22 protein-coding genes and 1 pseudogene are annotated in these 24,491 nt (G+C 69.0%); 6 read left to right on the forward strand and 17 right to left on the reverse strand.

What is annotated here, in order from left to right:
* From G9373_RS01720 to G9373_RS01730, 3 genes are all read right to left on the reverse strand, one after another.
* A complete protein-coding gene (locus G9373_RS01720) occupies nucleotides 1-2,229 on the reverse strand; it encodes an acyl-CoA dehydrogenase (protein ID WP_167113672.1) in 2,229 nt (742 codons plus the stop codon).
* Nucleotides 2,230-2,252: 23 nt separating this feature from the next.
* Nucleotides 2,253-3,416 (reverse strand): steroid 3-ketoacyl-CoA thiolase, encoded by a 1,164-nt coding sequence (locus tag G9373_RS01725; RefSeq protein ID WP_054247360.1) that lies wholly within the window; start codon nucleotides 3,414-3,416, stop codon nucleotides 2,253-2,255.
* A 181-nt stretch (nucleotides 3,417-3,597) separates the two neighbouring features.
* Nucleotides 3,598-4,209, reverse strand: a complete 612-nt coding sequence (locus G9373_RS01730; protein WP_005238914.1) for a TetR family transcriptional regulator — start codon at nucleotides 4,207-4,209, stop codon at nucleotides 3,598-3,600.
* 184 nt (nucleotides 4,210-4,393) lie between these two features.
* On the opposite strand from G9373_RS01730, the gene G9373_RS01735 reads away from it, so the two are divergent.
* A complete protein-coding gene (locus tag G9373_RS01735; protein WP_005570118.1) occupies nucleotides 4,394-5,932 on the forward strand; it encodes an FAD-dependent oxidoreductase in 1,539 nt (512 codons plus the stop codon).
* Here the strand turns inward: G9373_RS01735 and hsaA are convergent, their stop codons facing one another.
* Nucleotides 5,933-7,099: a 3-hydroxy-9,10-secoandrosta-1,3,5(10)-triene-9,17-dione monooxygenase oxygenase subunit gene (hsaA, locus tag G9373_RS01740; RefSeq protein ID WP_054247346.1), complete on the reverse strand. Its 1,167-nt coding sequence runs from the start codon at nucleotides 7,097-7,099 to the stop codon at nucleotides 5,933-5,935.
* 167 nt (nucleotides 7,100-7,266) lie between these two features.
* Between hsaA and G9373_RS01745 the strand changes: the two genes are divergently transcribed.
* Genes G9373_RS01745 through G9373_RS01755 form a run of 3 tightly spaced genes read left to right on the forward strand, consistent with a single transcriptional unit; the run spans nucleotide 7,267 to nucleotide 9,473 of the window.
* Nucleotides 7,267-8,427, forward strand: coding sequence for a Rieske 2Fe-2S domain-containing protein (locus tag G9373_RS01745; protein WP_065490082.1), 1,161 nt, complete (start codon nucleotides 7,267-7,269; stop codon nucleotides 8,425-8,427).
* On the forward strand, nucleotides 8,405-8,659 hold the full coding sequence (locus tag G9373_RS01750) for a hypothetical protein (RefSeq protein ID WP_005255686.1): 255 nt from the start codon (nucleotides 8,405-8,407) through the stop codon (nucleotides 8,657-8,659). The genes G9373_RS01745 and G9373_RS01750 overlap by 23 nt, the downstream gene beginning before the upstream one ends.
* A 22-nt stretch (nucleotides 8,660-8,681) precedes the next feature.
* Nucleotides 8,682-9,473, forward strand: coding sequence for an SDR family NAD(P)-dependent oxidoreductase (locus tag G9373_RS01755; RefSeq protein ID WP_005570110.1), 792 nt, complete (start codon nucleotides 8,682-8,684; stop codon nucleotides 9,471-9,473).
* A 9-nt stretch (nucleotides 9,474-9,482) separates the two neighbouring features.
* On the opposite strand, the pseudogene G9373_RS01760 reads toward G9373_RS01755, so the two are convergent.
* Nucleotides 9,483-10,266: pseudogene (locus G9373_RS01760) on the reverse strand (SDR family oxidoreductase).
* Between the two features lie 230 nt (nucleotides 10,267-10,496).
* Here G9373_RS01760 and G9373_RS01765 point away from each other — a divergent pair.
* Nucleotides 10,497-11,312: an alpha/beta hydrolase gene (locus tag G9373_RS01765; RefSeq protein WP_054247348.1), complete on the forward strand. Its 816-nt coding sequence runs from the start codon at nucleotides 10,497-10,499 to the stop codon at nucleotides 11,310-11,312.
* 69 nt (nucleotides 11,313-11,381) lie between these two features.
* Complete coding sequence (locus tag G9373_RS01770; protein ID WP_054247349.1) at nucleotides 11,382-12,617, forward strand: low temperature requirement protein A; 1,236 nt, start codon at nucleotides 11,382-11,384, stop codon at nucleotides 12,615-12,617.
* Here G9373_RS01770 and G9373_RS01775 read toward each other — a convergent pair.
* The 12 genes from G9373_RS01775 to G9373_RS01830 form a co-directional block, all read right to left on the reverse strand.
* Nucleotides 12,614-13,456, reverse strand: coding sequence for a DUF427 domain-containing protein (locus tag G9373_RS01775; protein WP_054247350.1), 843 nt, complete (start codon nucleotides 13,454-13,456; stop codon nucleotides 12,614-12,616). The genes G9373_RS01770 and G9373_RS01775 overlap by 4 nt on opposite strands.
* Nucleotides 13,457-13,474: 18 nt before the next feature.
* The gene (locus G9373_RS01780) at nucleotides 13,475-14,074 is read right to left on the reverse strand and encodes a hypothetical protein (protein ID WP_005565246.1); all 600 of its coding nucleotides are present in this window, start codon (nucleotides 14,072-14,074) and stop codon (nucleotides 13,475-13,477) included.
* On the reverse strand, nucleotides 14,074-15,156 hold the full coding sequence (locus G9373_RS01785) for a PEP/pyruvate-binding domain-containing protein (RefSeq protein WP_206031490.1): 1,083 nt from the start codon (nucleotides 15,154-15,156) through the stop codon (nucleotides 14,074-14,076). Before G9373_RS01785 ends, G9373_RS01780 begins: the two co-directional genes overlap by 1 nt.
* A gap of 9 nt (nucleotides 15,157-15,165) precedes the next feature.
* Entirely contained in the window at nucleotides 15,166-15,552 is a 387-nt protein-coding gene (locus G9373_RS01790; RefSeq protein ID WP_167113678.1) for a hypothetical protein, read from the reverse strand.
* A gap of 78 nt (nucleotides 15,553-15,630) precedes the next feature.
* Nucleotides 15,631-16,788: a lipase family protein gene (locus G9373_RS01795; protein ID WP_167113681.1), complete on the reverse strand. Its 1,158-nt coding sequence runs from the start codon at nucleotides 16,786-16,788 to the stop codon at nucleotides 15,631-15,633.
* The gene (bphC, locus tag G9373_RS01800) at nucleotides 16,785-17,696 is read right to left on the reverse strand and encodes a biphenyl-2,3-diol 1,2-dioxygenase (RefSeq protein ID WP_167113684.1); all 912 of its coding nucleotides are present in this window, start codon (nucleotides 17,694-17,696) and stop codon (nucleotides 16,785-16,787) included. Before bphC ends, G9373_RS01795 begins: the two co-directional genes overlap by 4 nt.
* 88 nt (nucleotides 17,697-17,784) lie before the next feature.
* The gene (locus tag G9373_RS01805; protein ID WP_167113687.1) at nucleotides 17,785-18,963 is read right to left on the reverse strand and encodes an acyl-CoA dehydrogenase family protein; all 1,179 of its coding nucleotides are present in this window, start codon (nucleotides 18,961-18,963) and stop codon (nucleotides 17,785-17,787) included.
* Nucleotides 18,964-19,003: 40 nt separating this feature from the next.
* On the reverse strand, nucleotides 19,004-20,062 hold the full coding sequence (gene dmpG / locus G9373_RS01810) for a 4-hydroxy-2-oxovalerate aldolase (protein WP_005565237.1): 1,059 nt from the start codon (nucleotides 20,060-20,062) through the stop codon (nucleotides 19,004-19,006).
* Nucleotides 20,063-20,098: 36 nt separating this feature from the next.
* Nucleotides 20,099-21,001, reverse strand: coding sequence for an acetaldehyde dehydrogenase (acetylating) (locus G9373_RS01815; protein WP_005565236.1), 903 nt, complete (start codon nucleotides 20,999-21,001; stop codon nucleotides 20,099-20,101).
* An 11-nt stretch (nucleotides 21,002-21,012) separates the two neighbouring features.
* Nucleotides 21,013-21,798 carry a 2-keto-4-pentenoate hydratase gene (locus G9373_RS01820; protein WP_005565235.1) on the reverse strand — a complete coding sequence of 262 codons (786 nt, stop codon included), beginning with the start codon at nucleotides 21,796-21,798 and terminating at the stop codon, nucleotides 21,013-21,015.
* Entirely contained in the window at nucleotides 21,798-23,510 is a 1,713-nt protein-coding gene (locus G9373_RS01825; RefSeq protein WP_167113691.1) for an FAD-binding protein, read from the reverse strand. Before G9373_RS01825 ends, G9373_RS01820 begins: the two co-directional genes overlap by 1 nt.
* The gene (locus G9373_RS01830) at nucleotides 23,507-24,382 is read right to left on the reverse strand and encodes an alpha/beta fold hydrolase (protein WP_005565233.1); all 876 of its coding nucleotides are present in this window, start codon (nucleotides 24,380-24,382) and stop codon (nucleotides 23,507-23,509) included. Before G9373_RS01830 ends, G9373_RS01825 begins: the two co-directional genes overlap by 4 nt.
* Between the last annotated feature and the right edge of the window lie 109 nt (nucleotides 24,383-24,491).

The raw sequence follows: 24,491 nt of genomic DNA on the forward strand, positions 1-24,491 counted from the left end.
TCACGCTCCCTTTCCGGGCGCGGGATCACGCGGCAGACCCAGCAGTCGTTCGCCGATGATGTTGAGCTGGACGTTGGTGGTGCCGCCCGCGATCGACATGCACTGCGAGTTCAGGAACATCTGCGTAGCGGAGGTGCGGGGCCGGTCGCCGAGCAGGGCGCGCGGTCCGGCCCAGTCCATCGCCACCTCCCACACCTGCTGGATGTGTTCGACGCCGAGCAGTTTCGCGACCGACGACTCGGCGCCCGGTTGCCCGCCCGCGATCGAGCGCAGGGTGGTGCGTAGCCCCATCAGGCCGCCGGACTGTGCGTCGCAGAGGACCTTGCCGAGCACGGTCAGCTGCTCGTCGTCGATGCCGCCGGGCAGTTCGCCGGCCAGGGTCAGCAGAGCCTCGCCACCAGAGCCCAGCGAGGAGTCGTGCGACAGCGATACCCGTTCGTTGGCGAGGGTCGTGCGGGCGAGCTTCCAGCCGCCGCCCGGTTCGCCCACGAGGAGTTCGTCCGGGACGAACACGTCGTCGAGGAACACCTCGTTGAACAGTGCCTCGCCGGTGATCTCGCGCAGCGGCCGGATGTCGAGGCCGTCGCTGCCCCTCATGTCGATCAGGAAGTACGACACCCCCTTGTGTTTGGGCACCGAGGCATCTGTGCGGGCGAGGCAGATACCCCAGTCCGCGTCCCGGGCCATCGACGTCCACACCTTCTGCCCCCGCAGCACCCAGCCGCCGTCCACCTTGGTGGCCCGGGTGGTCAGGCCGGCGAGGTCCGATCCGGCGCCGGGTTCGGAGAACAGCTGGCACCAGACGAGGTCGCCGCGCAGCGACGGGGGCACGAAGCGCCGCAACTGTTCGTCGCTGCCGTGCGCGATGAGCGTGGGCACCACCCAGTTGCCGATGATCATGTCGTGGGGCTTCAGCGCGGCCGCGCGCAGTTCCTCCGCGATCACGAGTTGTTCCACGGCGCCCGCTCCCCTGCCGCACGGCGCGGGGAGGTGCGGTGCGGTGTAGCCCTTCTCGGCCAGGTACGTCCTGCGCTCCGGCTCGTCCAATGCGGCCGCGTCCGTGAGTTCTGCGAGCACGCCGGCGCGGATGCTATCGGCGTCCGGAGGCAGGTCGATGCCGAGCACCCGGCGGGCCCCGCCCAGGGTCGCGCGGGCCACGCGCCGCCGCCACGATGCGGTGGACCCGAGCAGGATCCGCAGCGACTGCGCCCGGCGCAGGTACAGGTGGGCGTCGTGTTCCCAGGTGTAGCCGATTCCCCCGAGCACCTGGATGCAGTCCTTGGTGACGGCGAACGCCGCGTCGGGTGCGGTGGCTCCGGCGACCGCGGCCGCGAGTGACGCCTCCGCCGCACTGCAGCGCGGCGCAGCCGTCGCGGCCCTGGCACTGCTTCCGGGATTCATCGCACGGGCCGCGTCCCACGCACAGACGCGGGCCTGTTCGGCGAGGCAGAGCATACGGGCGACCCGGTGTTTCACCCCCTGGAACTGGCCGATGGGGCGGCCGAACTGGTGGCGCACCTTGGCGTAGTCGGCGGCGGTGGTGACCGCCCAGTCGGCGACACCCGAGGCCTCGGCGGCGAACAAGGTGGCCGCCAGATCGAGAACGCGCTGCGAATCGATCTGCAGGACATCGGCTTCGGCGATCTCGAGGGCGTTCACCGAAGCGGTCGCGTTGCGGCGCACCACGTCGTGGCTGGGCAGGTCGGTCACGTCGAGCCGGCCGCGGGCGAGCGCCACGAACGCGGTCTCGTCGCCGTCTCTCGCCGCGAGCAGGAACAGGTCGCCCACCTGCCCGCCGAGGACGTACCCGGACTCACCGTCCAGCGTCACCACTCCGCCGTCCCGGACGAGACGCAGCGAACCCGGCTGCAGGGCCACCGCGCCGAGGGCCGAACCGTCGGCCAGCCCGGAGAGCTCACCCGTGCGCCCGGACTCGTGCAGGACGGCGCCGAGCAGCACGGTCGGGAGGAAGGGACCGGGCAGCAGGACCCGGCCCAGTTCCTCGGCGACCACTGCCAATTCCACCAGTCCACACCCCGCCCCGCCCACATCCTCGGGCAGGTGGAGTCCCAGTACGCCCAGTTCCGCCAACGACTTCCAGAACAGCGGTCGTTGCTCGGTCTTGGCCTCGACGGCCTCCCGGAGCACGGCCGGGGTCACGGTCCGTGTGGCCCAGCCTCGCACCGAGTCACGCAGGTCGCGCTCTTCTTCGGTCAATCCCATTGTCATGTCGGCCTCGTCGATCGTTCGGGTCAGATGCGTTCGATGATGGTTGCGGTGGACAGCGCGCCGCCCGCGCACATCGTGACCAGCGCGGTGGAGGTGTCGGAGCGCTCCAGTTCGTGCAGGGCGGTCGTGATCAGCCGGGCCCCGGTGGAGCCCACCGGATGTCCGAGGGCGATGGCGCCGCCGTTGACGTTCACCTTCGACATGTCGGCTCCGTGCACCTGCGCCCACGACAGCACGACGGACGCGAACGCCTCGTTGATCTCGACGAGATCGATGTCGCCCAAAGACATTCCGGCGCGTTCGAGGACCATGCGCGTCGACTCGATCGGCCCGTCGAGGTGGTAGTACGGGTCGGAGCCGACCATGCCGGACGCGAGAATCCTCGCGCGCGGCCGCAATCCGAGTTCGCGGGCACGGCCGCCGTCCATGAGCAGGACGGCGGCGGCGCCGTCGCTGATCTGGGACGAGTTGCCCGCGGTGTGGATGTGGCCGTCGATCACGGGCTTCAGGGCCGACAGGGCCTCCGCGGTCGTCTCGCGCAGTCCCCCGTCCTGGGTGACCACCGCAAGTTCACCGGTGGGTGCGCCGGACTTGTCCACGACGGGAGCGGTGACGGGAACGATCTCGCGGTCGAACCGTCCGTCCGCCCAGGCCTGGGCGGCGCGTCGCTGCGACTCGAGCCCGAACGCGTCGACGTCGCCGCGCCCGAGCCCGCGGAGGTCGGCGATCCGCTGGGCGGACGTGAACTGGTCGCCCATGTCGATCGCCCAGTCGTCGGGGTAGGGGTTGCCGGTCTCCGGCGTGACGGCCTGGCCGAGGAACACCCGGCTCATCGCCTCGACACCGCACCCGATTCCGGCGGAGATCTGGCCGGACGCGATGAGACCCGCCACGACGTGTACGGCCTGCTGGGAAGATCCGCAGGCGCAGTCGAGCGACGTGGCCGCCGTCGCGTACGGCAGTCCCGCGTGCAGCCACGCCTGCCGGGTCACGTTGTTGGACTGCTCACCGGCCTGGGTGACGCATCCGCCGACGATCTGCCCGATGTCCGCCGGGGCGACACCGGCCCGTTCGAGGACACCCCGCTGTGCGGCGCCGAGTAGTTCGGCCGGGTGCAGTCCGGACAGTGCCCCGCGCCGGCGCCCGATCGGTGTCCGTGCCGCGTCGACGATGACGGCGTTGCCCATGTTCCGCTCCTTGAGTTCTTCCGGCACGCGGACGCGTCCGCGGCTCATTTTTGAAATGTATTCTACTTTTGAGGAGACATCAATGCCCTTCGCCATGCGAAATAGTTCTCCGCACAGCTCAGGAGTCAGGAATGAATTTCACGTCGAGGTCGGCGGGAGGCGGCCCGACGCCGGCGATCTGTCAGCGATGCGACAGGTTGACCAGCAGCAGGTCACACGCCCTACGGATGTCGGACTCGGCATCGGGAATCGAGACCCGGCCGTTGAGGCAGGACTGGATGACGCCGAACCACAGCTGCACCAGCAGGCGCAGCGCCGTGAGGTCTTCCTCCGTCGGATGTTCGATCCCGGCGGCGTCCAGCATGATCTGCCGGAATGCCCGGTCGACCTTCCCCGCGTCCGGCACGGACGCGACGTTGGCGGTGCTCGTGGACTGGATCATCGCGGTGGACAATGCGGGCCGGCGCAACAGCCCGCGGGTGGCGCGGACCAGCACGTTGTACACCGCATCCTGCGGCGATTCGCCAGGGGGCGCACTCTTCTTGAACCCGGCACCCATCCGGTCGATCTGATCGACCATCACCGCGACGAACAGATGCGTCTTCGACGGAAAGTACCGGTACAGCGTCCCGATCGCGACGCCGGCACGTTTGGCCACCTCGTGCATCTGGACCCGGGCGAGTTCCTTCTCGGTGGCCAGTTCGATGGCGGCCTCGAGCATGCGGACGTGGCGGGCCCGCTGTTCCTCCGAACTCGGTTCGGCAGCGTCCCGCACTTCGGCGATTCTCGGCACCCTCGATCCCCCTTCACTCCGCACACAGCCCCGGATCCGGTGTCGATTCTCGCATCGGATCGGGAAACCATCGAATTTCGTCCGGTGAGTGGGACCGCGCGTGCCGCAGGTCGCCCGGATGCGATTGCGTGAACCCTACGACTGGACCGCCAGTCTCCACAGACCATCAACGGAGGAAACGACGATGCAGGACTGGACAACCGAGTGCGACGTGCTGGTGGTCGGTTCGGGGGGCGGTGCGCTGACCGGCGCATACACGGCCGCTTCGCAGGGATTGCGCACCCTCGTCCTCGAGAAGACCCCACTGTTCGGCGGCACGTCCGCGTACTCCGGCGCCGCGGTGTGGCTGCCGGGTACCGCCGTGCAGGAGCGCGCCGGCATCGGCGACTCCACGGACAAGGCGCGCACGTACCTGCGCGCAGTGGTGGGCGACGAGGAGATCGACCGTCAGGAGGCGTACGTCGCCACCGCGCCCGAGGTCGTCGACCTTCTCGAACGCGATCCCCACATCGAGTTCGAGTGGCGGGCGTTCCCCGACTACTACAGGGCACCCGGCCGGATGGACTACGGTCGCGCGATCAACCCGCTCGACCTGCCGAGCGACGAGATCGGGGACCTGCGCGAGGTCATCCGGCCCGAGGCCGACGTCGACCGGGCCGGGGAACCGCATCCGGAGGGCACACTGAACGGTGGCCGCGCCCTGATCGGCCGCCTTCTCATGGCTCTGCACGGCACCGGGCACGCGGAACTGCGCACCGAGACCGCCGCGCGCTCGCTGATCGTCGAGGACGGACGGGTCGTCGGCGTCGAGGCGACCAACGCCGCCGGTCAGACCGCCCGCATCCGGGCGACGCGCGGCGTGCTGCTCGCGGCAGGCGGGATCGAGGGCAACGCGGCCCTGCGCACCGAGAACGGAACACCGGGCCGGGCGGACTGGAGCATGGGCCCGCGCGGCGCGAACACCGGCGACCTCCTGCGGGCGGCGGTGGAGATTGGCGCGGACACCGCACTCCTCGACGAGGCGTGGTGGTGCCCCGGGGTCGAACTTCCGGACGGCTCCGGCGCTTTCATGGTGGGCGTGCGCGGCGGCATTCTCGTCGACACGTCCGGAGAGCGGTACCTCAACGAATCGCTGCCGTACGACCAGTTCGGCCGAGCGATGATCGAGCACGGCAGCAGCAGTTCGTATCTCGTGTTCGACTCGAAGGAGGGCGGGCCCGTGTTGCCTGCCATCTCCATTCCGAACATCTCCGCCGAGAAGCATCACGCGGCGGGCACCTGGGTCTCGGCCGACACGATCGAGGAACTCGCGGAGAAGATCGACGTCCCCGCAGACGGTCTGCGCCGCACCGTCGAACAGTTCAACGACTTCGCCAAGCACGGCGTCGACGAGGCCTTCCACCGGGGAGAGGACCCGTACGACAACTTCTTCTGCCCTCCGGGCACGGGTGCGGACGCGCCACCGAACCCGGCACTGAGCCCGGTGTCGCAGGGCCCGTTCCACGCGGCCCGCATCGTGCTCAGCGATCTCGGCACCAAGGGCGGGGTCCGGACCGACGCCGACGCCCGCGTCCTGCGCGCCGACGGCACGCCCATCGACGGACTGTATGCGGCGGGCAACACCAGCGCATCGCTCAGCGGCCGGTTCTACCCCGGTCCCGGAGTGCCGCTCGGCACCGCGATGGTCTTCTCCTACCGGGCAGTTCAGCACATGCGGAGCTGACTACACGAGGTTGTCCTCCACCGGGAGTCCGAACGCGCCCCTGCCGAACAGGGCGAGGGCGCGTTCGGGCTCGTTGGCCACGTGCACGCTGCCCGCGTGGGCGTCGCGCCACGACCGTTCGATCGCGTTGCCGCGCGACAGCGAACTTCCGCCGGCGGTCTTGAACAGCAGGTCGATCGCGTCGAGGGCTCGCTCGGTCGCGCGAACCTGATCGCGGCGCACCCGCAGGCGCAGACCCATGGGGAGTTCCTCCCCGGCCTCGGCCAGTTCCCACAGTTCACGCACGTTGCGATCCATCTGCAGTATCGCGGCGTCGATCTCGGACGACGCCCGGGCCACCGCGACCTGGGCGAACTGGTCGTCGACGAATCTTCCGCCACCGAGGCTGAGCCGCACTCGTTCCCGCATGAACGTCAGATAGCGTTCGTAGCATCCCGCGACGATGCCGACCCCGGGCGCCGCGACGGCGGTCGTGAAGAGTGTGGCGAACGGCAGCCGGTACAGCGGTCCCCGGTTCACCTTCTGTCCGGGTCCGCGCAGTTGCGCCGTCTCGTAATTCCTCTTGATCCGGTAGTCGGGAACGAACACGTCCTCGGCACTGATCTCGTTGCTGGCCGTGCCGCGCATCCCCACCACGTCCCACACGTCGTGGATGCGGTAGTCCGACCGCGGCACCAGCGCGGTCATGAAATCGACCGGGCGGCCCTCGGTCCCGACCACCATCGCGCCGAGCAGCGCCCACGACGCGTGCTCGCAGCCCGAGGAGAAATGCCAGTCCCCCGTCAGCCGGTAGCCGCCCTCGACGGGGACGAGCCGCCCGACGGGTGCGTAGGCGGACGACACGAGCACCGAATCGTCGTGGCCCCACACGTCATTTTGCGCCCGGTCGTCGAACAGGGCCAGGTGCCACGGGTGCACCCCGAGCACGGACGCCAGCCAGCCCGTCGAGCCGCACACACCGGACACGGCGCGCACCACCTCGTAGAAGTGCACCGGATTGCTTTCCGTGCCGCCGTACCGCCTGGGCTGCAGCATCTTGAACAATCCGGCGTCGCCGAGCTCACGGATCACCTGTTCGGACACCCGCCGCGACTCGTCGACCTTGTCCGCGCGTTCCGCGATCATCGGCAGCAGGCCGCGGATCGATCTCAGGACCTCGTTCGTCATCTGTCGGAGGGTAGGGCGATCACCCCCGCGCGTGGACAGGCATCTCGCTCAACGGGAAACGCCGCCCCACCGCCCGGTCCCGTCCAGTGGGACCACGTCATGCGGGCCGTCCACGCTCACTTAGCGTGCAGGGCACCGCACAAGCCCAGGAGAGGACGGGACGCATCGTGACCACCCAACAGTCCGAGACAGTCGAGGTACGCGAAATCGACGCCGGCGCAGCGCCCACCCGATTCGCCCGTGGATGGCACTGCATCGGATTGTCCGACGCTTTCAAGGACGGCAAGCCCCACTCCGTCGAAGCGTTCGGCACCAAGCTCGTCGTCTTCGCCGACACTGCGGGTGATCTCGCCGTGCTCGACGGCTACTGCCGACACATGGGCGGCGACCTCAGCCAGGGCACGGTCAAGGGCGACGAGGTGGCGTGCCCGTTCCACGACTGGAGGTGGGGAAGCAACGGCCGGTGCAAGAAGATTCCGTACGCGCGCCGGGTGCCGCCGCTCGCCCGGACCCGGTCGTGGCACGCGCTCGACCAGGACGGGATGTTGTTCGTGTGGAACGATCCGGAGGGCAATCCGCCGCCCGCGGACGTCACGATTCCCCGCATCGACGGCGCGCTCGACGACGAATGGACGGACTGGGTCTGGTATCGGACCACGGTCGACACCAACTGCCGCGAGGTGGTCGACAACATCGTCGACATGGCGCACTTCTTCTACGTGCACTACTCGTTCCCCACGTACTTCAAGAACGTCTTCGAGGGCCACGTCGCCAGCCAGTTCATGCGCGGGCAGGCCCGCGACGACATGCGCCCGCACGCGTCGGGTCAGCCCAAGATGGTCGGAAGCCGCTCGGACGCCACCTATTTCGGCCCGTCGTTCATGGTCGACGACCTGACGTACCAGTACGAGACGCACGACGTCGACTCCGTGCTGATCAACTGCCACTACCCCGTCAGCGCCGACAAGTTCGTGCTGCAGTACGGCATCATCGTCAAGAAGTCGAAGGACCTCGAAGGCGACGCGGCCACCGAGATGGCGAAGAACTTCGGCACGTTCATCGCGAAGGGTTTCGAACAGGACATCGAGATCTGGAAGAACAAGACCCGCATCGAGAACCCGCTGCTGTGCGAGGAGGACGGCCCGGTCTACCAGTTGCGACGCTGGTACGAGCAGTTCTACGTCGACGTCGCCGCGGTGACCCCGCAGATGACCGAACGGTTCGAGTTCGAACTCGACACCACCCGCCCCGTGGAGTCGTGGAAGAGGGAAGTCGAAGAGAATCTCGCCCGGAAGGTACGCGAAGATGCAGCCACTGCAGTGCACTGAGTGCGGCGCGAGCGTGCTGGTCCAGAAGAACAGCTGGGAACACACTTCCGTTCAGTGGGACGACGCGGCCCGCGCCCGGTGCCGCGAGATCGGCAGCGCGGGGCCGGGGCGCCCCGGCGCTCCCCGGAAAGGGTGTTCGGCGCTGACGGTGTCGATCACCCGAGCCGCGGAAGCGGGCGTCGTCCCGGTGCGCGATCCCGCCCCCGTCCCGACCCCCGTCGTCGCCCACTGAACGTTTTCCGGAAGGACACAACATGATCGACACCGAGCACTACGGTCCGTGGGCCGTGATCGCAGGCGGCTCCGAGGGTGTGGGCGCGAGTTTCGCCGAGGCACTGGGCCGCGCGGGGATCAACCTCGTGCTGATCGCCCGTAAGCCCGGGCCGCTCGAGGAGACCGCGGCCACGGTCCGCGCCCACGGCGTCCTGGTGCGCACACTCGCGCTCGATCTCCTCGATCCGGACGCCCTCGACCGGATCCGCACGGCCACCGACGACGTCGAGGTCGGGTTGCTGATCTTCAACGCCGGGGCCAACAGTTACGGACACGAGTTCGTCAGCGGCGACCTCACCGGCTTCCAGCGCGTCATCGACCTGAACATCACCTCGCAGCTGCACCTTTCGCAGCATTTCGGCGCGAGGATGAAGGACCGCGGCCGGGGCGGCATCGTGCTGGTCGGTTCGCTGGCCGGGTACCTGGGTTCGGAAGACCAGAGCATCTACGCCGCATCCAAGGCGTTCGGCCGGATCTTCGCCGAAAGCCTCTGGCTCGAGCTCGCGCCGTTCGGCGTCCACGTGGTCGAACTGGTCCTCGGCGTCACCCGCACGCCGGCGATGGTCCGGGCGGGCCTGAACTTCAATCTTCCCGGGATGAAGGTCGCCGAACCCGAAGACGTTGCCCGGGAGGGGATCGCGCACATCGCCGACGGCCCGGTCTGGGTGGCGGGCGGCAACTACGACGCGGCGCGCAAGCGCAGCGGTTTCCCCCGCGACGCACTCGTGCGCGGGGCAGCCGAGGGTATGCGGAAACTTCTGGGCCGCCGGTAGCCGCGGACGTCAGAGGGTGGTGACGAGTCCGCCGTCGATCACGAAATCGGAGCCCGTCACATTGCCCGCCCGGTCGCTCGCGAGGAACACGACGAGATCCGCCACCTCGTCCGGGCGGGTGAACCGGCCCGTGACCGCCTGCTCCGCGACACGCTCCGCCACTGCCTCCGGGTCACCGCCTGCGGCGCGCGCCACCGTCGCGGCGACCCCGTCGTCGCCGAGCCACAGGGCGGTCGACACCGGACCGGGGCTGACGGTGTTCACCCGAATACCCAAGGGTCCCAACTCTTTCGACAGGGCCTGAGAAGTTGGTGAGCGCGGCCTTGGACGCGCAGTAGTCGATGACGGTGGGGTCGGGCAGGAAACTGTTGACCGAACTCGTGGTCACGATGCTTCCCCGGCCCGCCGCGATCATCGTGGGCAGGGCGGCGCGGATCGTCCGCACCGCCGACATCAGGTTGAGATTCATCGTCGTGATCCAGTCTTCGTCGGTCACGTCGAGGAACCCGGTCAGTCTCGGGTGGGCGGCGCCGACGTTGTTGACGACGATGCCGAGACTGCCCCGAGCAGTGGCGGCGGCGACGAGTTCGCCCGGACCGGTGGGGGTCGACAAGTCGACGCTCACCGCCTCCACCGTTCCGCTGCGGACTAGTTCTTCCAGTTCGGGGCTGGGCGAACGGGCCCCCGCCACCACGAACGCGCCTTCCGCGGCGAGCGCCCGGGTGATGGCGAGCCCGATGCCCTTGCTGGCTCCGGTGACCACGGCGACGGTGCCACGTAAGGCAAGATCCACGGGGTTCCTCCTGACGACGGCGGAGCGTGCACGGACGAGCGGAACATCCCCCTCCGATCACGCTAGCCGAAATGATGCCGACCGCGCTGCAGGCGAGTAATCTCAGCGACGAAGGGCCAGGCCACGGCGTTGCTCTCGTATGGCGATGCCTGTCGTCGCACGACTACACCTGGCGCGCAGGCCCCTTCACCCCTAAGCACTGTGTTCTTTCCTGACTCGGGAGACGAGTGATGCGACTTCTTCGACTTCGAACCGCCGTTGCCGCGTGCGCAATCGCGGCTGCCGGCACGCTGACCGTGGGGGCCGGACCGGCCCTCGCCCAGGATCTGCCGACGGTGGTGCTGGTCCACGGCGCGTTCGCCGACACGACCAGCTGGGATGCGGTGGCCGCGGAACTGCGCGGCCGAGGATACGAAGTCGTGGTCCCCGACAACCCGTTGCGCGGACCGGCATACGACTCCGCCGCCATCGAGAAGGTGCTCGCGGACATCCCGGGGCCGGTGGTGCTCGTCGGTCACTCGTACGGCGGCGCGGTCATCACCAATGTGCATTCGCCGAACGTCGAGGCCCTCGTCTACGTGGCGGCCTTCGCCCCGGCGCAAGGCGAGCCGGTCATGCTGAACCTCGATCCGATCCGGTTCCCCGGCAGCCAACTGCTCCCGCCGGTGCTTCAGGTGAAGGTCATCGAGAACGATCCCACCGGAATCGCCGAGAGAAACCTCGACGGTTACATCGACCCCGGCCGATTCCACGAGGTGTTCGCCCAGGACGTCCCGGACGCCACGGTGGCCGACATGATCGCACACCAGAAGTCGGCCGCGCTCGTCGCGAACCTCGAGCCGACCGCCGATCCGTCGTGGGCGTCGACACCCAGCTGGGCCATGGTCGCTCAGAACGATCGCGTGATTCCGGCGGCCGCGGAGCGGTTCATGGCCACACGCGCGGGAGCCCGGATCACGGAAGTTTCCGCGTCGCACGCCGTCCTGGTGTCCCAGCCCGGCGCGGTCGCGGACCTCGTGGTGCAGGCAGACCAGGGAACTCCGTAGCGGACCGCCGTGAACGCGCCCGGAACACCGGCACCGAACAGCAGGAGCCTCGCCCATCGGGTCCACAAGATGGTCGGGCGTGATCCGCACGAGGAACACCGTGCGGCAACGCCGTTGGAGTTGCTGTTCGACCTGACGTTCGTCGTCGCGTTCGGCGTCGCGGGCGAGCAGTTCGCGCACCTCGTCGCCGAAGGGCACGTCGCCGCCGGGCTGGCGGGATTCGCGTTCGCGATGTTCTCGATCATCTGGGCGTGGATCAACTTCTCCTGGTTCGCGTCGGCCTACGACACCGACGACTGGATCTACCGGGTCACCACCATGGTCCAGATGATCGGCGTCGTCATCCTGGCGCTGGGCATGCCGCCGATGTTCGCGTCCATCGACCGCGGCGTCGAGCTCGACAATTCCGTGATGGTGTCCGGGTACATCGTCGTGCGCGTCGCCATGGTGTTCCAATGGCTGCGCGCCGCCAAACACGACCCCGAGCACCGTCCCGCGTCACTGACGTACGCCACGACGCTCGTCATCGCGCAGATCGGCTGGGTCGCCTTGGTGATCGCTCCCCTCACCGTCGAGTACGCGTTCGGCTTCGGCGCGATCCTCATCCTCGTCGAGCTGACCAGCCCCGTCATCGCCGAACGGTACCGGGGCGGAACACCCTGGCACGCACACCACATCGTCGAGCGTCACGGCCTGCTCGTCATCATCACCCTCGGCGAGGGTGTGATCGGCACCGTGGCGTCCCTGTCCGCCGTGGTCGAACACCAGGGCTGGACACTCGACGCGATACTCGTCACGGTCGCAGGCATCGGACTCACGTTCGGACTGTGGTGGGTGTACTACATCCTGCCGTCGGCCGAGGTGCTCGCGGTGTACCGCAACCGGTCGTTCGTCTGGGGTTACAGCCACATCGCGCTCTTCGCGTCGCTGGCCGCGGTGGGAGCCGGACTACACGTGGCGGCGTACTACATCGAACACGCCTCCCACATCGGCGCGACGGCAACGGTGCTCTCCGTCGCCGCGCCCGTCGCGATCTTCCTCGCCGGCGTCTACGCGCTGTACACGTACCTGCTGCGGGTGCCCGACCCGTTCCATGTCCTGCTCCTCGTCCTGACCGCGGCCACGATCGCGCTCGCGCTGGTGCTGGCGGCGCAGGGTGTGTCGATGGCATGGTGTCTGATCGTGGTGATGCTGGCGCCGATCGTCACGGTCGTCGGATACGAATTGCTCGGACACGCGCACGAGGCCCGGGCGCTCGAGATCGTCCTCGGGCGCGCCGACACCGGCGCCGGCGAGGAGCACTAGGACCAGGGAGTCACCGGCCGAGGCCGGGCCACACCGTCGACGACCAGATCGAGCCGCTCGTCGAAAAAGGCCACGAGCCCCCGAACTTCCGACGCGTCGACGAGGGGCTCGTCGTACCGCCACGCGATGTCGTGGAGCACTCCGCCTGCGGTGACCGCGGACCGGTAGGCGGCCTCGCCCTTGTAGGCGCAGTACGACGTCGTCGCACTCGGCTGCAGTTCCGCGACGACGTCGTCGGGCGGCAGGTAGTAGCGGACCGGCAGCAGTGTTTCGAACAGCATTTTCGCCCGCCGAGTGTCGGCGAGGAGCGTGTCGCCCAGCATCACCCGGATGTGGCGGGACGTGCGGCGAACGTCGATGCGCTGGAACGGGTCGTGCGGATGACCGACGATCTCGTCGTCCTCCTCCAGCCAGCGGTCGAAGCCGTCGAAATCGAGAACCACGTACCCGGCCAGGTCCTCGTCTCCGGGCCGGAACCCCAGGGCGTTCCCTGCGCCGGCGGTACGGAGCGCGACGGGTTCGCCCTCCGTGCTGTGCACCGAGAACGGCACCCGCGGATCGAGTACCGGCATCGTCGTCACGTCCGGCAGGGCGAAGCCGACGTCGCCGGTCCCCTCCGCAGCCACCGAACCCGTTGGCTCCGGCGACAACTCCGCGTCGATGTCCTCCGCCGGCACCGCGTACGTGGGAACGACGCGCCGCGGTTCCCAGACCAGGACCGCACGGTCACTGTCGACCACCGTGGTCCCGTTCAGCACGGCACGGATCCGCTTCGCCGTCGGCTCGTAGCGAAGCTCGCGTAGCTGACGTCCGATGCTGTCGCGCAGTCGCAGGCCCATGAGTTGAGACTAGGCCTGTCATCGGGCCAGGCCGAGGGAAGCGACGAGGTCCTCGTGGAACTCGAACCAGACGCGGTGGCAGGAGTCGCGGTCGTTTGCCGTGATCCAGCCCGGATCGGTGCCCGCTCGCTCGACGGCGCCGGCGAACCGCTGGTGATAGCCGGCGAACCGGTCCATGCCCGCGACCAGGCGCGCCTCGAGTTCGCCCAGGGCGTGCGCCGCGGTCGCCAGGCGGGTGATCGTCGCGTCGATGGTCACGGTCGCCTCGCCGACGCCCATCTCGGCCAGCTGCCAGGCGGTGCACGCGTCCGCCACGGCGACGTTGTGCGGCAGGAAGTCCCGGTGCACCTGCACCACCACGGCGCGGGTGCCGCACCGGTCGAGCTCGGCGGCGAGCAGTCGCTCGCCGTGAACCTTCCCGGTTTCGGTCAGGGACCAGCCGCTGTCCCCGGCAAAGTCGGTGTGGGTGACCCACCCACGGGCCTCGGTATCGAGCAGGTGCTCGGCTGCCAGTCCTGCAGGCAGCGCGAACCGGGCGGCGATGCGCGCGGTCTCCGCGTAGCCCAGGATCCGCACGGCGTGCAGCACCAGGATGTCCGTCGGTGTGCGGTGCGACATCAGTTTCTCCCAGTGTTCCCGGTGGCGGTGCCGACGTGCCCGTGGGTGCCGTCGACGCGGACCAGCCTGCCCTCGGTCAGGGTGGTCATGGCCCCCGCCGCTGCCAGGACTGCCGGGATGCCGAATTCGCGGGCCACGATCGCGGCGTGCGCGAGCATCCCGCCCGTCTCGGTGACCACCGCGCAGGCTCGGGCCAGCAGCGGGGTCCACGCCGGCGAGGTCGTACGGCAGACCAGCACGTCGTCCGGACGAAAGCGGGCGAAGTCGTCCAGGCTGCCGATGATCCGTGCAGGCCCGACGGCGGTGCCCGGGCCGGCTGCGATGCCCGTCAGCAGAATGTCGCCCGACGTGGCTCGCACTGGCCGCGCGGTGGAGGGAGCGGTCGTGATCGGGCGGGCCTGCAGGACCCGGATGTCTTCGCCGGCGATCGCCCACTCGATGTCCTGCGGGCGGCCGAACAGGCTCTCGATATCGCGTCCCAGCGCCGCGAGGGCGAGGGCCTGGGCAGAGGTCAGCAGTTGCCCGCCCCGGTGCCGGGCGACCTGCACGTGCGCACCGTCGACCAGGTACGCCTCCGGAGTGACGGTCCCGGCCACGACACTGTCGCCCAGGCCTCTCGTGGCCTCGATCACCACCTGCTCGGCCCCGCTGACCGGGTGCCGGGTGAACATGATTCCGGCCGTCTCGGGTTGCACCATCACCTGCACGATCACCCCGGCCGACGCGGGGGCTTCCCGATCCGTGCGAGCCGCGTACGCGACGGCTTCGGGTGAGGAACCCGACGCGGCGCTGCGATGCACCGCCTCGATCACCTCGGCGCTGGTGGTGACCCCGAGCGTCGTGGTCAGCTGTCCGGCGAACGAAGACTCGACGCCGTCCTCAGCGAGGGCGGACGAGCGCACCGCGAACGGACCGGGACCGAGACGGTGCAGTCCGGCCTCGATCTCCCGCTCCCAACCGGGATCGCCGAGGGGGTCGGGTATCACGAATCCGTCGGGTACCCGGTATCCGGCACGCAGCAGCCGGCCGAGGTTGCGGGCCTTCACACCGCAACGCTCGGACGCGTCCGGCAGGGGGAGCATCGGCACTGCTCAGGCCTCCGCGTCGCAGTCGCCGGCTCTGGCAAGGACCCGGTTCAGGCGCTGCTGGGCTGCCTGCGCCGAACCCAGACCGAGCGCCTCCGCGACCTGCGGCCAGGTCATCCCACAGGCACGGGCGGCGAACAGCAGGCCGGACTCGATCTGATCGAGCTCGACCCGAGCTGACGACAGCAGCCGCAGCCCGGCCGCGAGCACCGCTGGGTCCGTGCCGTGTGCGTCCCGGCCGGCCCACGCCGCGAACCTGACGAGGTCGGTGTCCGAACGTGGCTGCCCGGAATGCTCCCAGGGACGCCGCTCGAGCCGGGCGGCACCGGCCTCGTTCAGCGTCGTGCGTGCCTGATCGAGTTCGGCCGCGTGGGTCTGGTCGTCGGTGGTCACCCGACCACCACACGCCATCAACAGTCTGTTGTCAACATCCTGTTGATGGGCGCGTCGTCGGGCGCGGACCCGGCATCCTCAGCCGGCGAGGATCCCGGCGACGAAATCCTGCGCGTCCTTCTGCGACGCACCGATCGTCCCGCGATGGTCCGCACCCTCGTACGTCCGATACGTCAGTTCGTTCCCGTTGTCCTGCAACGTCTTCACCATCAGATCCGTCGACGGCTTGCTCACCACCAGGTCGCCCGAACTCTGCGCGACCAGCGTCGGGACCTGCACGTGAACCCGCGACGGCTCCTGACGGGCCAGGTACTCGGTGAGCGGTCCCAGGTCGGCGTCGGGACGGAAGACCTGACCGGCGGGCACGGGCGGCACCTTCCGGATGTCGTCGATGCAGCCGGTCCGCGCCACCGTCAGCAGCGGTTGCGCCTGCTCCGTCAGCAACGTCGACGGGTCGATGGCGGGATCCGCAGCCTGGGCTCCGAGGAGGATCAGCGGGAGGAACGCCTCGGCCGCCTCGATACCCGGAACACCCGAGCGGAAGTACTGCGGCGTCTGGTCGAGCCCGTTGCCCGGCGCGATCGCCACCGCACCACCGAGGCGCAGTTCCGGGGCGCGCTCCCCGCCCTGCGCGGCGGTGAACAACGCCGCCTGCCCGCCCTGGCTGTGACCGATCACGAACCACGTCGAGCCGACCGCCGGATCCATCGTCCGGGCGGCGCGCACGATGTCCACGACGGCGTTCGCCTCCGTGTCACCGTTGATGTACGGGTGGATCCCCGGCGTGCCCAGACCCAGGTAGTCCGTGCTCACCACCGCATATCCCTTGGCGACCCAGTCGTCGAGGGACGCGTCCACCCCGGAGAGATAGCCGTGGGCGGGGCCGCCGGCGAAATCCGCGGACGGGGCGCAGGCGTCCGCGACGCCGGTCGTGCCGTGCGCCCAGCTGATCACCGGATACCCGTCCTCGGGTGCCGGCGTGCGGGGGATCGACACGGTGCCCGACACCACGACGGGGTCGCCGTTGCCGTCCTGCGACACGTAGGTGATCACGTCGTTTCGCGCGGCACTCGGCAGTGCGGGACCGTCTGCGACGGCGCGGGACGACAGAAGCTGGCCCGGCCGTAGTGCGCCCGGTTCGGTCGCCGTCTCGGATGTCGCAGTGGAACAGGCGGTTCCACCGACGAGGAGGACGAGTACGGCCACCGCGCCGATCCGGGCGCGCGACAACGTCATGAGAACGCCGCCAGCGGCTCGGAACCCGACCAGTCGTGACCCCAGTAGCTGTCCGCCGTGATCTCCTCCGCGGTGTAGTGCATCTCGTCGACGAGCATGCCCTCCGTGCCGAACTCGAGGTCCCAGCCGCCGGGGGCACGCACGTAGAACGACACCATGCGGTCGTTGGTGTGCCGACCGAGGGTCGACGAGATGGAGAAGCCGAGCTTGCCGAGCCGGTCGAGCGCCTGGCCGACGGCGTCGAGGGTGTCGACCTCCGTCATCAGATGCACCAACCCGGGTTCGCCGCTGCGCGGTGCAGGGCACAACGCGAGGCTGTGATGGCGCTGATTGACGCCCATGAACCGCACCCGGCGGGCCGGTCCCGGGGCGTCGGCCGGTCCGAGCCGGATCGCGCCGCGCGGCAGGAAGCCCAGCACCTCGGCGTAGAACGTGTAGGCCTCCTCGAACGCCGGCGTCGGGAGGACCACGTGCCCCAAACCCTGTGCGCCGGTGACGAACCGGCCGCCGTGCGGAGTGACGACCGGACTGTGGTCGAGCACGGGCCCGAAGAACACCTCCACCCGTGTGCCGGACGGATCGTCGAACGCGATCACCTGCTCTGCGTCGCGGTGGCGTGACTCCTCCTCGGACAGGACGTCGACCGTGACACCCGACTTCTCCACCTGCTCACGCACCCGCTGGAGAGCGAACTGGTCGCGCACCTCCCACCCCACCGCGAGTGCCGCGTCCGTGTCGCCGGGGAGGACGATCAGTCGCGACCGCCGCTCGTCGACGCGCAGGTACAGGCCGTCGGGCTCGGGGCCGGAACCCTCGGCCATCCCCAGCCCGTCCACCACCAGCTCACGCCAGCGTGGCACGTCCTTCGTCTGGATCCTGAGGTAGCCGAGTCCTCGAATGTCGGTCATGTGAAAGTCCTTTCCTGGAGGCGGCTCCGCCGCCCGTGCGCCTTTCTGGTAGCTGGAACTACCAGAAAGGCGCACGGGCGCGGAGCGCCTAGATCATCGAGCGGTGGATGCCCTGAGGTTCCCCGCCGAGCTGGGTCAGAGCCGAGGAGTGGAAGATCGACCCCGGCACGTGGATGGCGTGGGAGAGGCCGGCATGGGCGTCGCGCCAGAAGCGCTGCAGGGGTGTCTTCAGTTGGAGCGCACCGCCACCGGAACGTGCGAAGATCTCGTCCACGGCGCGCACCGCCCGCCACGCGGCGGCCGTCTGCGTGCGCCGGCCGATGGAGCGGAGTTCGAACGAGACGTCCTGGCCCTTCTCGGTCATGTCCCAGAACCGGTCGACCGTCTCGAGGATCGCCGCGCGCGACGCCGCGATCTCCGCCGCTGCCTCGCCGATCGCGAACAGCACGTACGGGTCGTCCTTGATCGCGGTACCCGACACGGTGACACGTTCACGCTGCGCATTCAGGTGGCAGGCCAGCGCGCCCTCGGCGATCCCGATCAGCGACGACGTGATGCCGAGCGGGAAGATGCACGAGAACGGGAAGTTGTAGAGCGTCTGGGTGCGGCCGAACTCCCTCGGCGCAGACCCGTCGAACACCTTGTCGGCCTGCAGGGTCCGGTGCTGCGGGATGTACGCGTCCTTGACGATCAGGTCCTTGGACCCGGTGCCGCGCAGTCCGACGACGTTCCAGCTGTCCTGGTCGATGTCGTAGTCCGAGCGTGGCAGCAGCACGTGCAGGATCTGCGGGGGCATCACCCGGTTGCCGTCCCGGTCACCGACCGCGGCGCCGATCATGATCCACCCGCAGTGGTCGGTGCCCGAGGAGAACGACCACCGTCCGTTGAGGACGTAGCCGCCGTCGGTGGGCACGGCCACACCCATCGGCGCGTACGGCGAGGCCATCCACATGTCGGAGTCCTCGCCCCACACCTCGTCCTGGGCCGTGCGGTCGAAGAACGCCAGTTCCCACGGGTGGACGCCGACGATGCCGCTCACCCAGCCCGCGGCCCCGTCGATGGCGCCGATGCCCATCGCGGTCTCCGCGAACTCGCGCGGATGCGATTCGTAGCCGCCGTACTCCTTGGGCTGCAGCATCCGCATCACGCCGGAGTCGCGCAACCGTTTCGCGGAGGTGTCGGACAGGCGCATCAGCTTGTCGCCCTCGGCGCCTTCCGCGCGGATCTCGTCCGCGGACTGTTCGATCCTGTCAAGAACCTGGCCCATGATGATCTCGGCTTTCTGGTGTCGGTACCCGGCGAAACGCCTAGGCGGACTTCTTCTCGGCGACTGCGGACCCCGCGGACTTCCGGTCTGCGAGACCGAGGGCGATCTCGATCAGCTGGTCCTCCTGACCGCCGACCAGCTTGCGTCGGCCGGCCTCGATGAGGATCTCCGCACCGGACACCCCGTACCGGCGGGCGTGGGAATCGGCGTGCTTGAGGAAGCTGGAGTAGACACCCGCGTAGCCCATGGTCAGCGACAGCCGGTCGAGCAGGCAGTCGCCGTCCATGATCGGCCGGACGACGTCCTCGGCGGCGTCGATGATCTTCAGAGTGTCGATGCCGGTGCGGATTCCGAGCTTCTCGGTGACGGCGGCGAACGCCTCGACCGGGGTGTTGCCCGCGCCCGCACCGAAACGCCGGGTGGAGCCGTCGATCTGCAGGGCGCCGGCCTCGACGGCGAGCACCGAGTTGGCGACACCGAGCCCGAGGTTCTCGTGCCCGTGGAAGCCGACCTGCGCGTCGTCGCCGAGTTCGGCCACCAGGGCGGACACGCGGTCGCTGACGGCGTTCAGGATCAGCGCCCCGGCCGAGTCCACCACGTACACGCACTGGCAGCCGGCGTCGGCCATGATCCGGGCCTGCTTCGCGAGAACCTCCGGCGGCTGGCTGTGCGACATCATCAGGAAGCCAACCGTCTCCAGCCCGAGTTCGCGGGCGAGACCGAAATGCTGCACGGAGATGTCGGCTTCAGTGCAGTGCGTGGCGATGCGGCAGATGCTCGCGCCGTTGTCCGCGGCCTCGCGGATGTCCGACTGGACACCCAGTCCGGGGAGCATGAGGAACGCGATCCTGGCCCGCTCCGCCGTCTCCACCGCGGCCTTGATCAGCTTCTGCTCCGGGGTGTGGCTGAAGCCGTAGTTGAACGAGGAACCGCCGAGTCCGTCGCCGTGGGTGACCTCGATGACCGGAACCCCGGCGGCGTCGAGCGCCTCGACGATCGAGTGGACGTGTTCGACGGTGAACTGGTGTCGCTTGGCGTGGGAGCCGTCGCGCAGCGACGAGTCCGTCACCCGGATGTCGAGATCAGCACTGTAAGGCATCGGTATTCCTTCGAAGAGTGAATGGGGCGGACGCGCTCAGACGCTCGCGCCGAGGATCTGCGTCGCGAAGCTCTCGCCGACCTTGGTGGCGGCGGCGGTCATGATGTCGAGGTTGCCGGAATAGGGCGGCAGGAAGTCGCCCGCTCCCTCGACCTCGAGGAAGATGCCGACCCGGGCGAGGCCACCGCTGATCGGCGTCGGGTCGTCGAACTGCGGTTCGGCGCGCAGACGGTAGCCGGGGACGTACGCCTGCACGGACGCCGCGACGTCGTGGATGGACGCGGTGATCGCGGCCCGGTCGGCGTCGGCGGGAATGGAGCAGAACACGGTGTCCTTCATGAACATCGGCGGTTCGGCCGGGTTCAGGATGATGATGGCCTTGCCCTTCTTCGCCCCGCCGATCGTCTCGATGCCCCGGCTCGTGGTGATCGTGAACTCGTCGATGTTCGCGCGGGTGCCCGGGCCTGCGGACGGCGACGCCACGCTGGCGACGATCTCGGCGTACGCCACCTCGGTGATCCGGGAGACGGCGTGGACCATCGGGATGGTCGCCTGGCCGCCGCACGTGATGAGGTTGACGTTCGGCGCCGTCCGGTGCTCGCCCATGTTCACGGCGGGCACGACGGCCGGTCCGAGCGCGGCGGGGGTGAGGTCGACGGCCTGGATGCCGAGTTCCCGGTAACGGGGTGCGTTCACCCGGTGCACGTAGGCGGACGTGGCCTCGAAGACGATGTCGGGCCGCTCGTCCTGGGCGAGCAGCCAGTCGACGCCCTCGGCACTGGCGATTACACCCCGGTCCGCGGCGCGCTTCAGTCCCTCGCTGTCCGGGTCGACGCCGATCATCCAGCGGGGCTCGATGATCTCCGAGCGGAGGAGCTTGTACAGGAGGTCGGTGCCGATGTTGCCGGATCCGACGATCGCGGCGAGAGCCTTGGTCACAGTTGTCGCCTTTACTTGAATTGTACTGATACGGAACCGATGTCACTGAAATCGGCGCGGAACACGTCGCCGGGCCGGGCGTCGATCGCGCGGGTGCACGAACCCGGCAGGATCACGTGCCCGGCCTCGAGTCGCACTCCGAAGCTCGCGACCTTCCGGGCCAGCCAGGCCACGGCCTTCGTGGGATTGCCGAGCACCGCCGACGCCTCGCCCCGCGCGATCTCCTCCTCGCCCTGGAACAGCACGGCGGAGATCCCGCCGATGTCGACGTTCGCCGGTTCGACCCGTCCGGCGCCGAGGATCACCCCGGCCGAGGACGCGTTGTCGGCGATCGTGTCGGCGAGCCCGATCTTCCAGTCGGTGATGCGGGAGTCGATCAGTTCGATGCTGGGAACGATGTATTCGGTGGCCGCCAGCACGTCCGCCTCGGTGCATCCCTCCCCCGGCAGGGTCTCGCCGAGGACGTATCCGATCTCCACCTCGATGCGCGGGTAGCAGAATCGGGCGGTGTCGATCGGCGTCCCCTCGGCGTACACCATGCTCGACAGCAGATGCCCGTAGTCGGGTTCGTCGACGCCCATCATCTTCTGCATGACCTCGGACGACAGCCCGACCTTGTGGCCGTACACCGTCTCCCCCGCGCCCCGCCTTGCCCGGATGTTGATCAGCGCGATCTCGTAGGCGTCCACGACGTCGATGCCCGGGAACACGGTGGTCAACGGATCGATCGGCGCGCGGCTCTGTTCGGCATTCCGCAGGAGGTGGGCGGCGGACAGTCGCTGTGCATCGCTCAGCATCACGCCACCTCTCCCGCACGTGAGTGCTGTCGCGCGCCCCGGGACGTCTCGCCACTCACGTCGGCGACGTGCAGCGCGGCGATGTAGCCGAACACCATGGCGGGACCGATGGTCGCGCCCGCACCGGCGTATTCGTTGCCCATCACCGACGCCGACGTGTTGCCGGTGGCGTACAGGCCGTCGATGACGGAACCGTCCTCGCGGAGCACCCGCGCGTCGGCGTCGGTGACGAGTCCGCCCTTGGTCCCCAGGTCGCCGGCCTCGCACCGGATCGCGTAGAACGGTCCCTCGACGATCTCGTCGAGGCACGGGTTCTTCATCGTCGGGTCGCCGTAGTACCGGTCGTACGCGCTGTCGCCGCGGCCGAAGTCCTCGTCCTTGCCGGTGCGGGCGAAGCCGTTGAACCGGTCGATCGTCGCAACCAGGGTGTCGGCCTTGACGCCGATCGCGTCGGCGAGGTCACGCAGCGTGTCCGCCTTGTGCACGACCCCGGAGTCGTAGAACCCCTGCGGGAACGGCACACCCGGCAGCACCTGCGCGAACGGGTACCGCGACTTCGCCTTGGCGTCCATCACGAACCACGCCGGGACGTGACCGCCGTCGAGCTGGTCGTGGACGAAATTCACGTACGGCGACGACTCGTTGGTGAAGCGTTCGCCGCGGCCGTTGACGATCACCGACGGCGGAGTGCACCGCTCCGACACGAGCGGGATCACGGCGCCCATCGGGTGGAACACCGACGGCATCCACCAGGCGTCGTCCATGAGGTCGACTGCCGCGCCGAGCTTCTGGCCGGCGACGATGCCGTCGCCGGTGTTCTCCCGGGCACCGGCGCTGACGTCCGGGACGCCGTGCTTGGGCAGGTACTTCGCGCGCATGTCCTGGTTGTGGTCGAAGCCGCCGGTCGCGAGCAGCACGCCGCGACGCGCGCCGATCCGGACCGTTCGTCCGTCGCGTTCGGCGAGAACACCCACGACGGCTCCGGTGCCGTCGACGATCAGTTCCGTCATCGACGTCTTCAGCCACAGCGGCACCCCGGCGTCCTTGAGGACCATCCGCATCCGCGCCACGAGTGCGCGGCCGCCGGTGGCCATGTGGCGTCGGCGGATCACGTTGGACGCCACCCGCCACGCCGCGACCAGTGATGCCTTGCGGCCCTTCCAGGTGCGCTTGACCATGGCGAGATCGTGGTAGTCCTTGGACGTGACCCACAGTCCCAGCGGGCCCTTCATGCTGTTCGGCCGCTGGTACTGCTCGTCCTCCTTCAGCGCCCGGGTGTCGAACGGCGTGCATTCGATGGTGCGTCCGAGCGGACGGCCGCCGTCGTACTCCGGGTGGTAGTCGGAGTAACCCTTCACCCAGTAGAGCTTCATGTGCGGGCTGCGGTCGAGCAGTTCCATCAGCTCGGGGCCCTTGTCGACGAACGCGTCGAGACGGTCGGCGGGAACCGTGCCCTCGGTGATGATGTCCAGGTAGCGGCGGATCGAGTCCCGCGAGTCGATCACACCCTTCTCGCGCAGCGTCGGGGCGTTGGGAATCCAGATGCCGCCCCCGGAGATGGCGGTGGATCCGCCGAACGTGGCGCCCTTGTCGATGACGAGAGTGTCGATTCCCCGGTCGGCCGCGGTGATCGCCGCGGCCATGCCGCCGCCACCGCTGCCGACGACGAGGAAATCGACTGTGGTGTCGAAGTTTTCTTCGGTGCCGCTCATCGTCCGGTGCCCTCCTTGCGGAGGAGGAAGGCGAGGACGGCACTCTCGAACGCCGTCTTCTGCTCGATCATCGCCCAGTGCCCGCAGTTCGGGAACACGTGCAGTTCCGCCCGGGGAATCGACCGCATCGGGATGATCGCCATGTCCAGCGGGCTGACCCGGTCGTCGCGACCCCACGTGAGCAGTGTCGGCGCCTTCACCTTGTGCAGCTGAGCCCAGTACGGCGTCGCATCGGACTCGAGTGCCGCCTTGGCGCCGGCCTCGAACGCCGCCTTGCTGTACATCTTGCGGGCGCTGGCGAGGGTCTCGGGGTCGGTTGCCTGCGTCCAGCGTTCCTCGATCAGTTCCTCGGTGACCATCGCGGGGTCGAACACCATCGAGTGCAGCCACGCGATCAGTCGTTCCCGGGTGGGGTCGTCCGTGAACTCCATCAGGAGGTTGATGCCCTCACCGGGGCCGGGGCTGAAGAGGTTCCTGCCGATGCCGCCGATGGTGATCAGCTTGCCGACCCGGTCGGGGTGCGCGATGGCGAACTGGGTGGCGACGATGCCGCCCATCGAGTTTCCGAGCATCGCCACCTCGTCGAGTCCGAGCCCGTCGAGGAAGCGGAGTACCGCGTCGCCTGCGGTGAGCATCGGATGACCGCCGAAGTCGTCGCTGACCCCGAATCCCGGGAACTCCAGGACGAAGGTGCGGAAGTGCTCGGCGAAGACGCTGAGGTTGCCGCGGAAGTTGCGCCACCCCGTCACGCCGGGGCCGGAGCCGTGCAGCAGCAGAAGAGGCGGGCCGTCGCCGGCCTCGTGGTAGCGAAGCACGCCGAGGTCGGTCTTCAGCTCCTTCAGGGTGCCCTCGTAACTCGAGTCAGTCGTCATGGTCGGTCACGTTGCCAGCGCGCTCCCGGCTCGGACAGAAGCGATCCCGGTCAGCGAGACATCGCCCTGCTCGCGCAGGTATCGGCAGGGGATTTCCACTGACCGAGAC

It is taken from the genome of Rhodococcus sp. A14 (assembly GCF_011603105.1).
In the GTDB taxonomy this organism is placed as follows: domain Bacteria; phylum Actinomycetota; class Actinomycetes; order Mycobacteriales; family Mycobacteriaceae; genus Rhodococcus_F; species Rhodococcus_F opacus.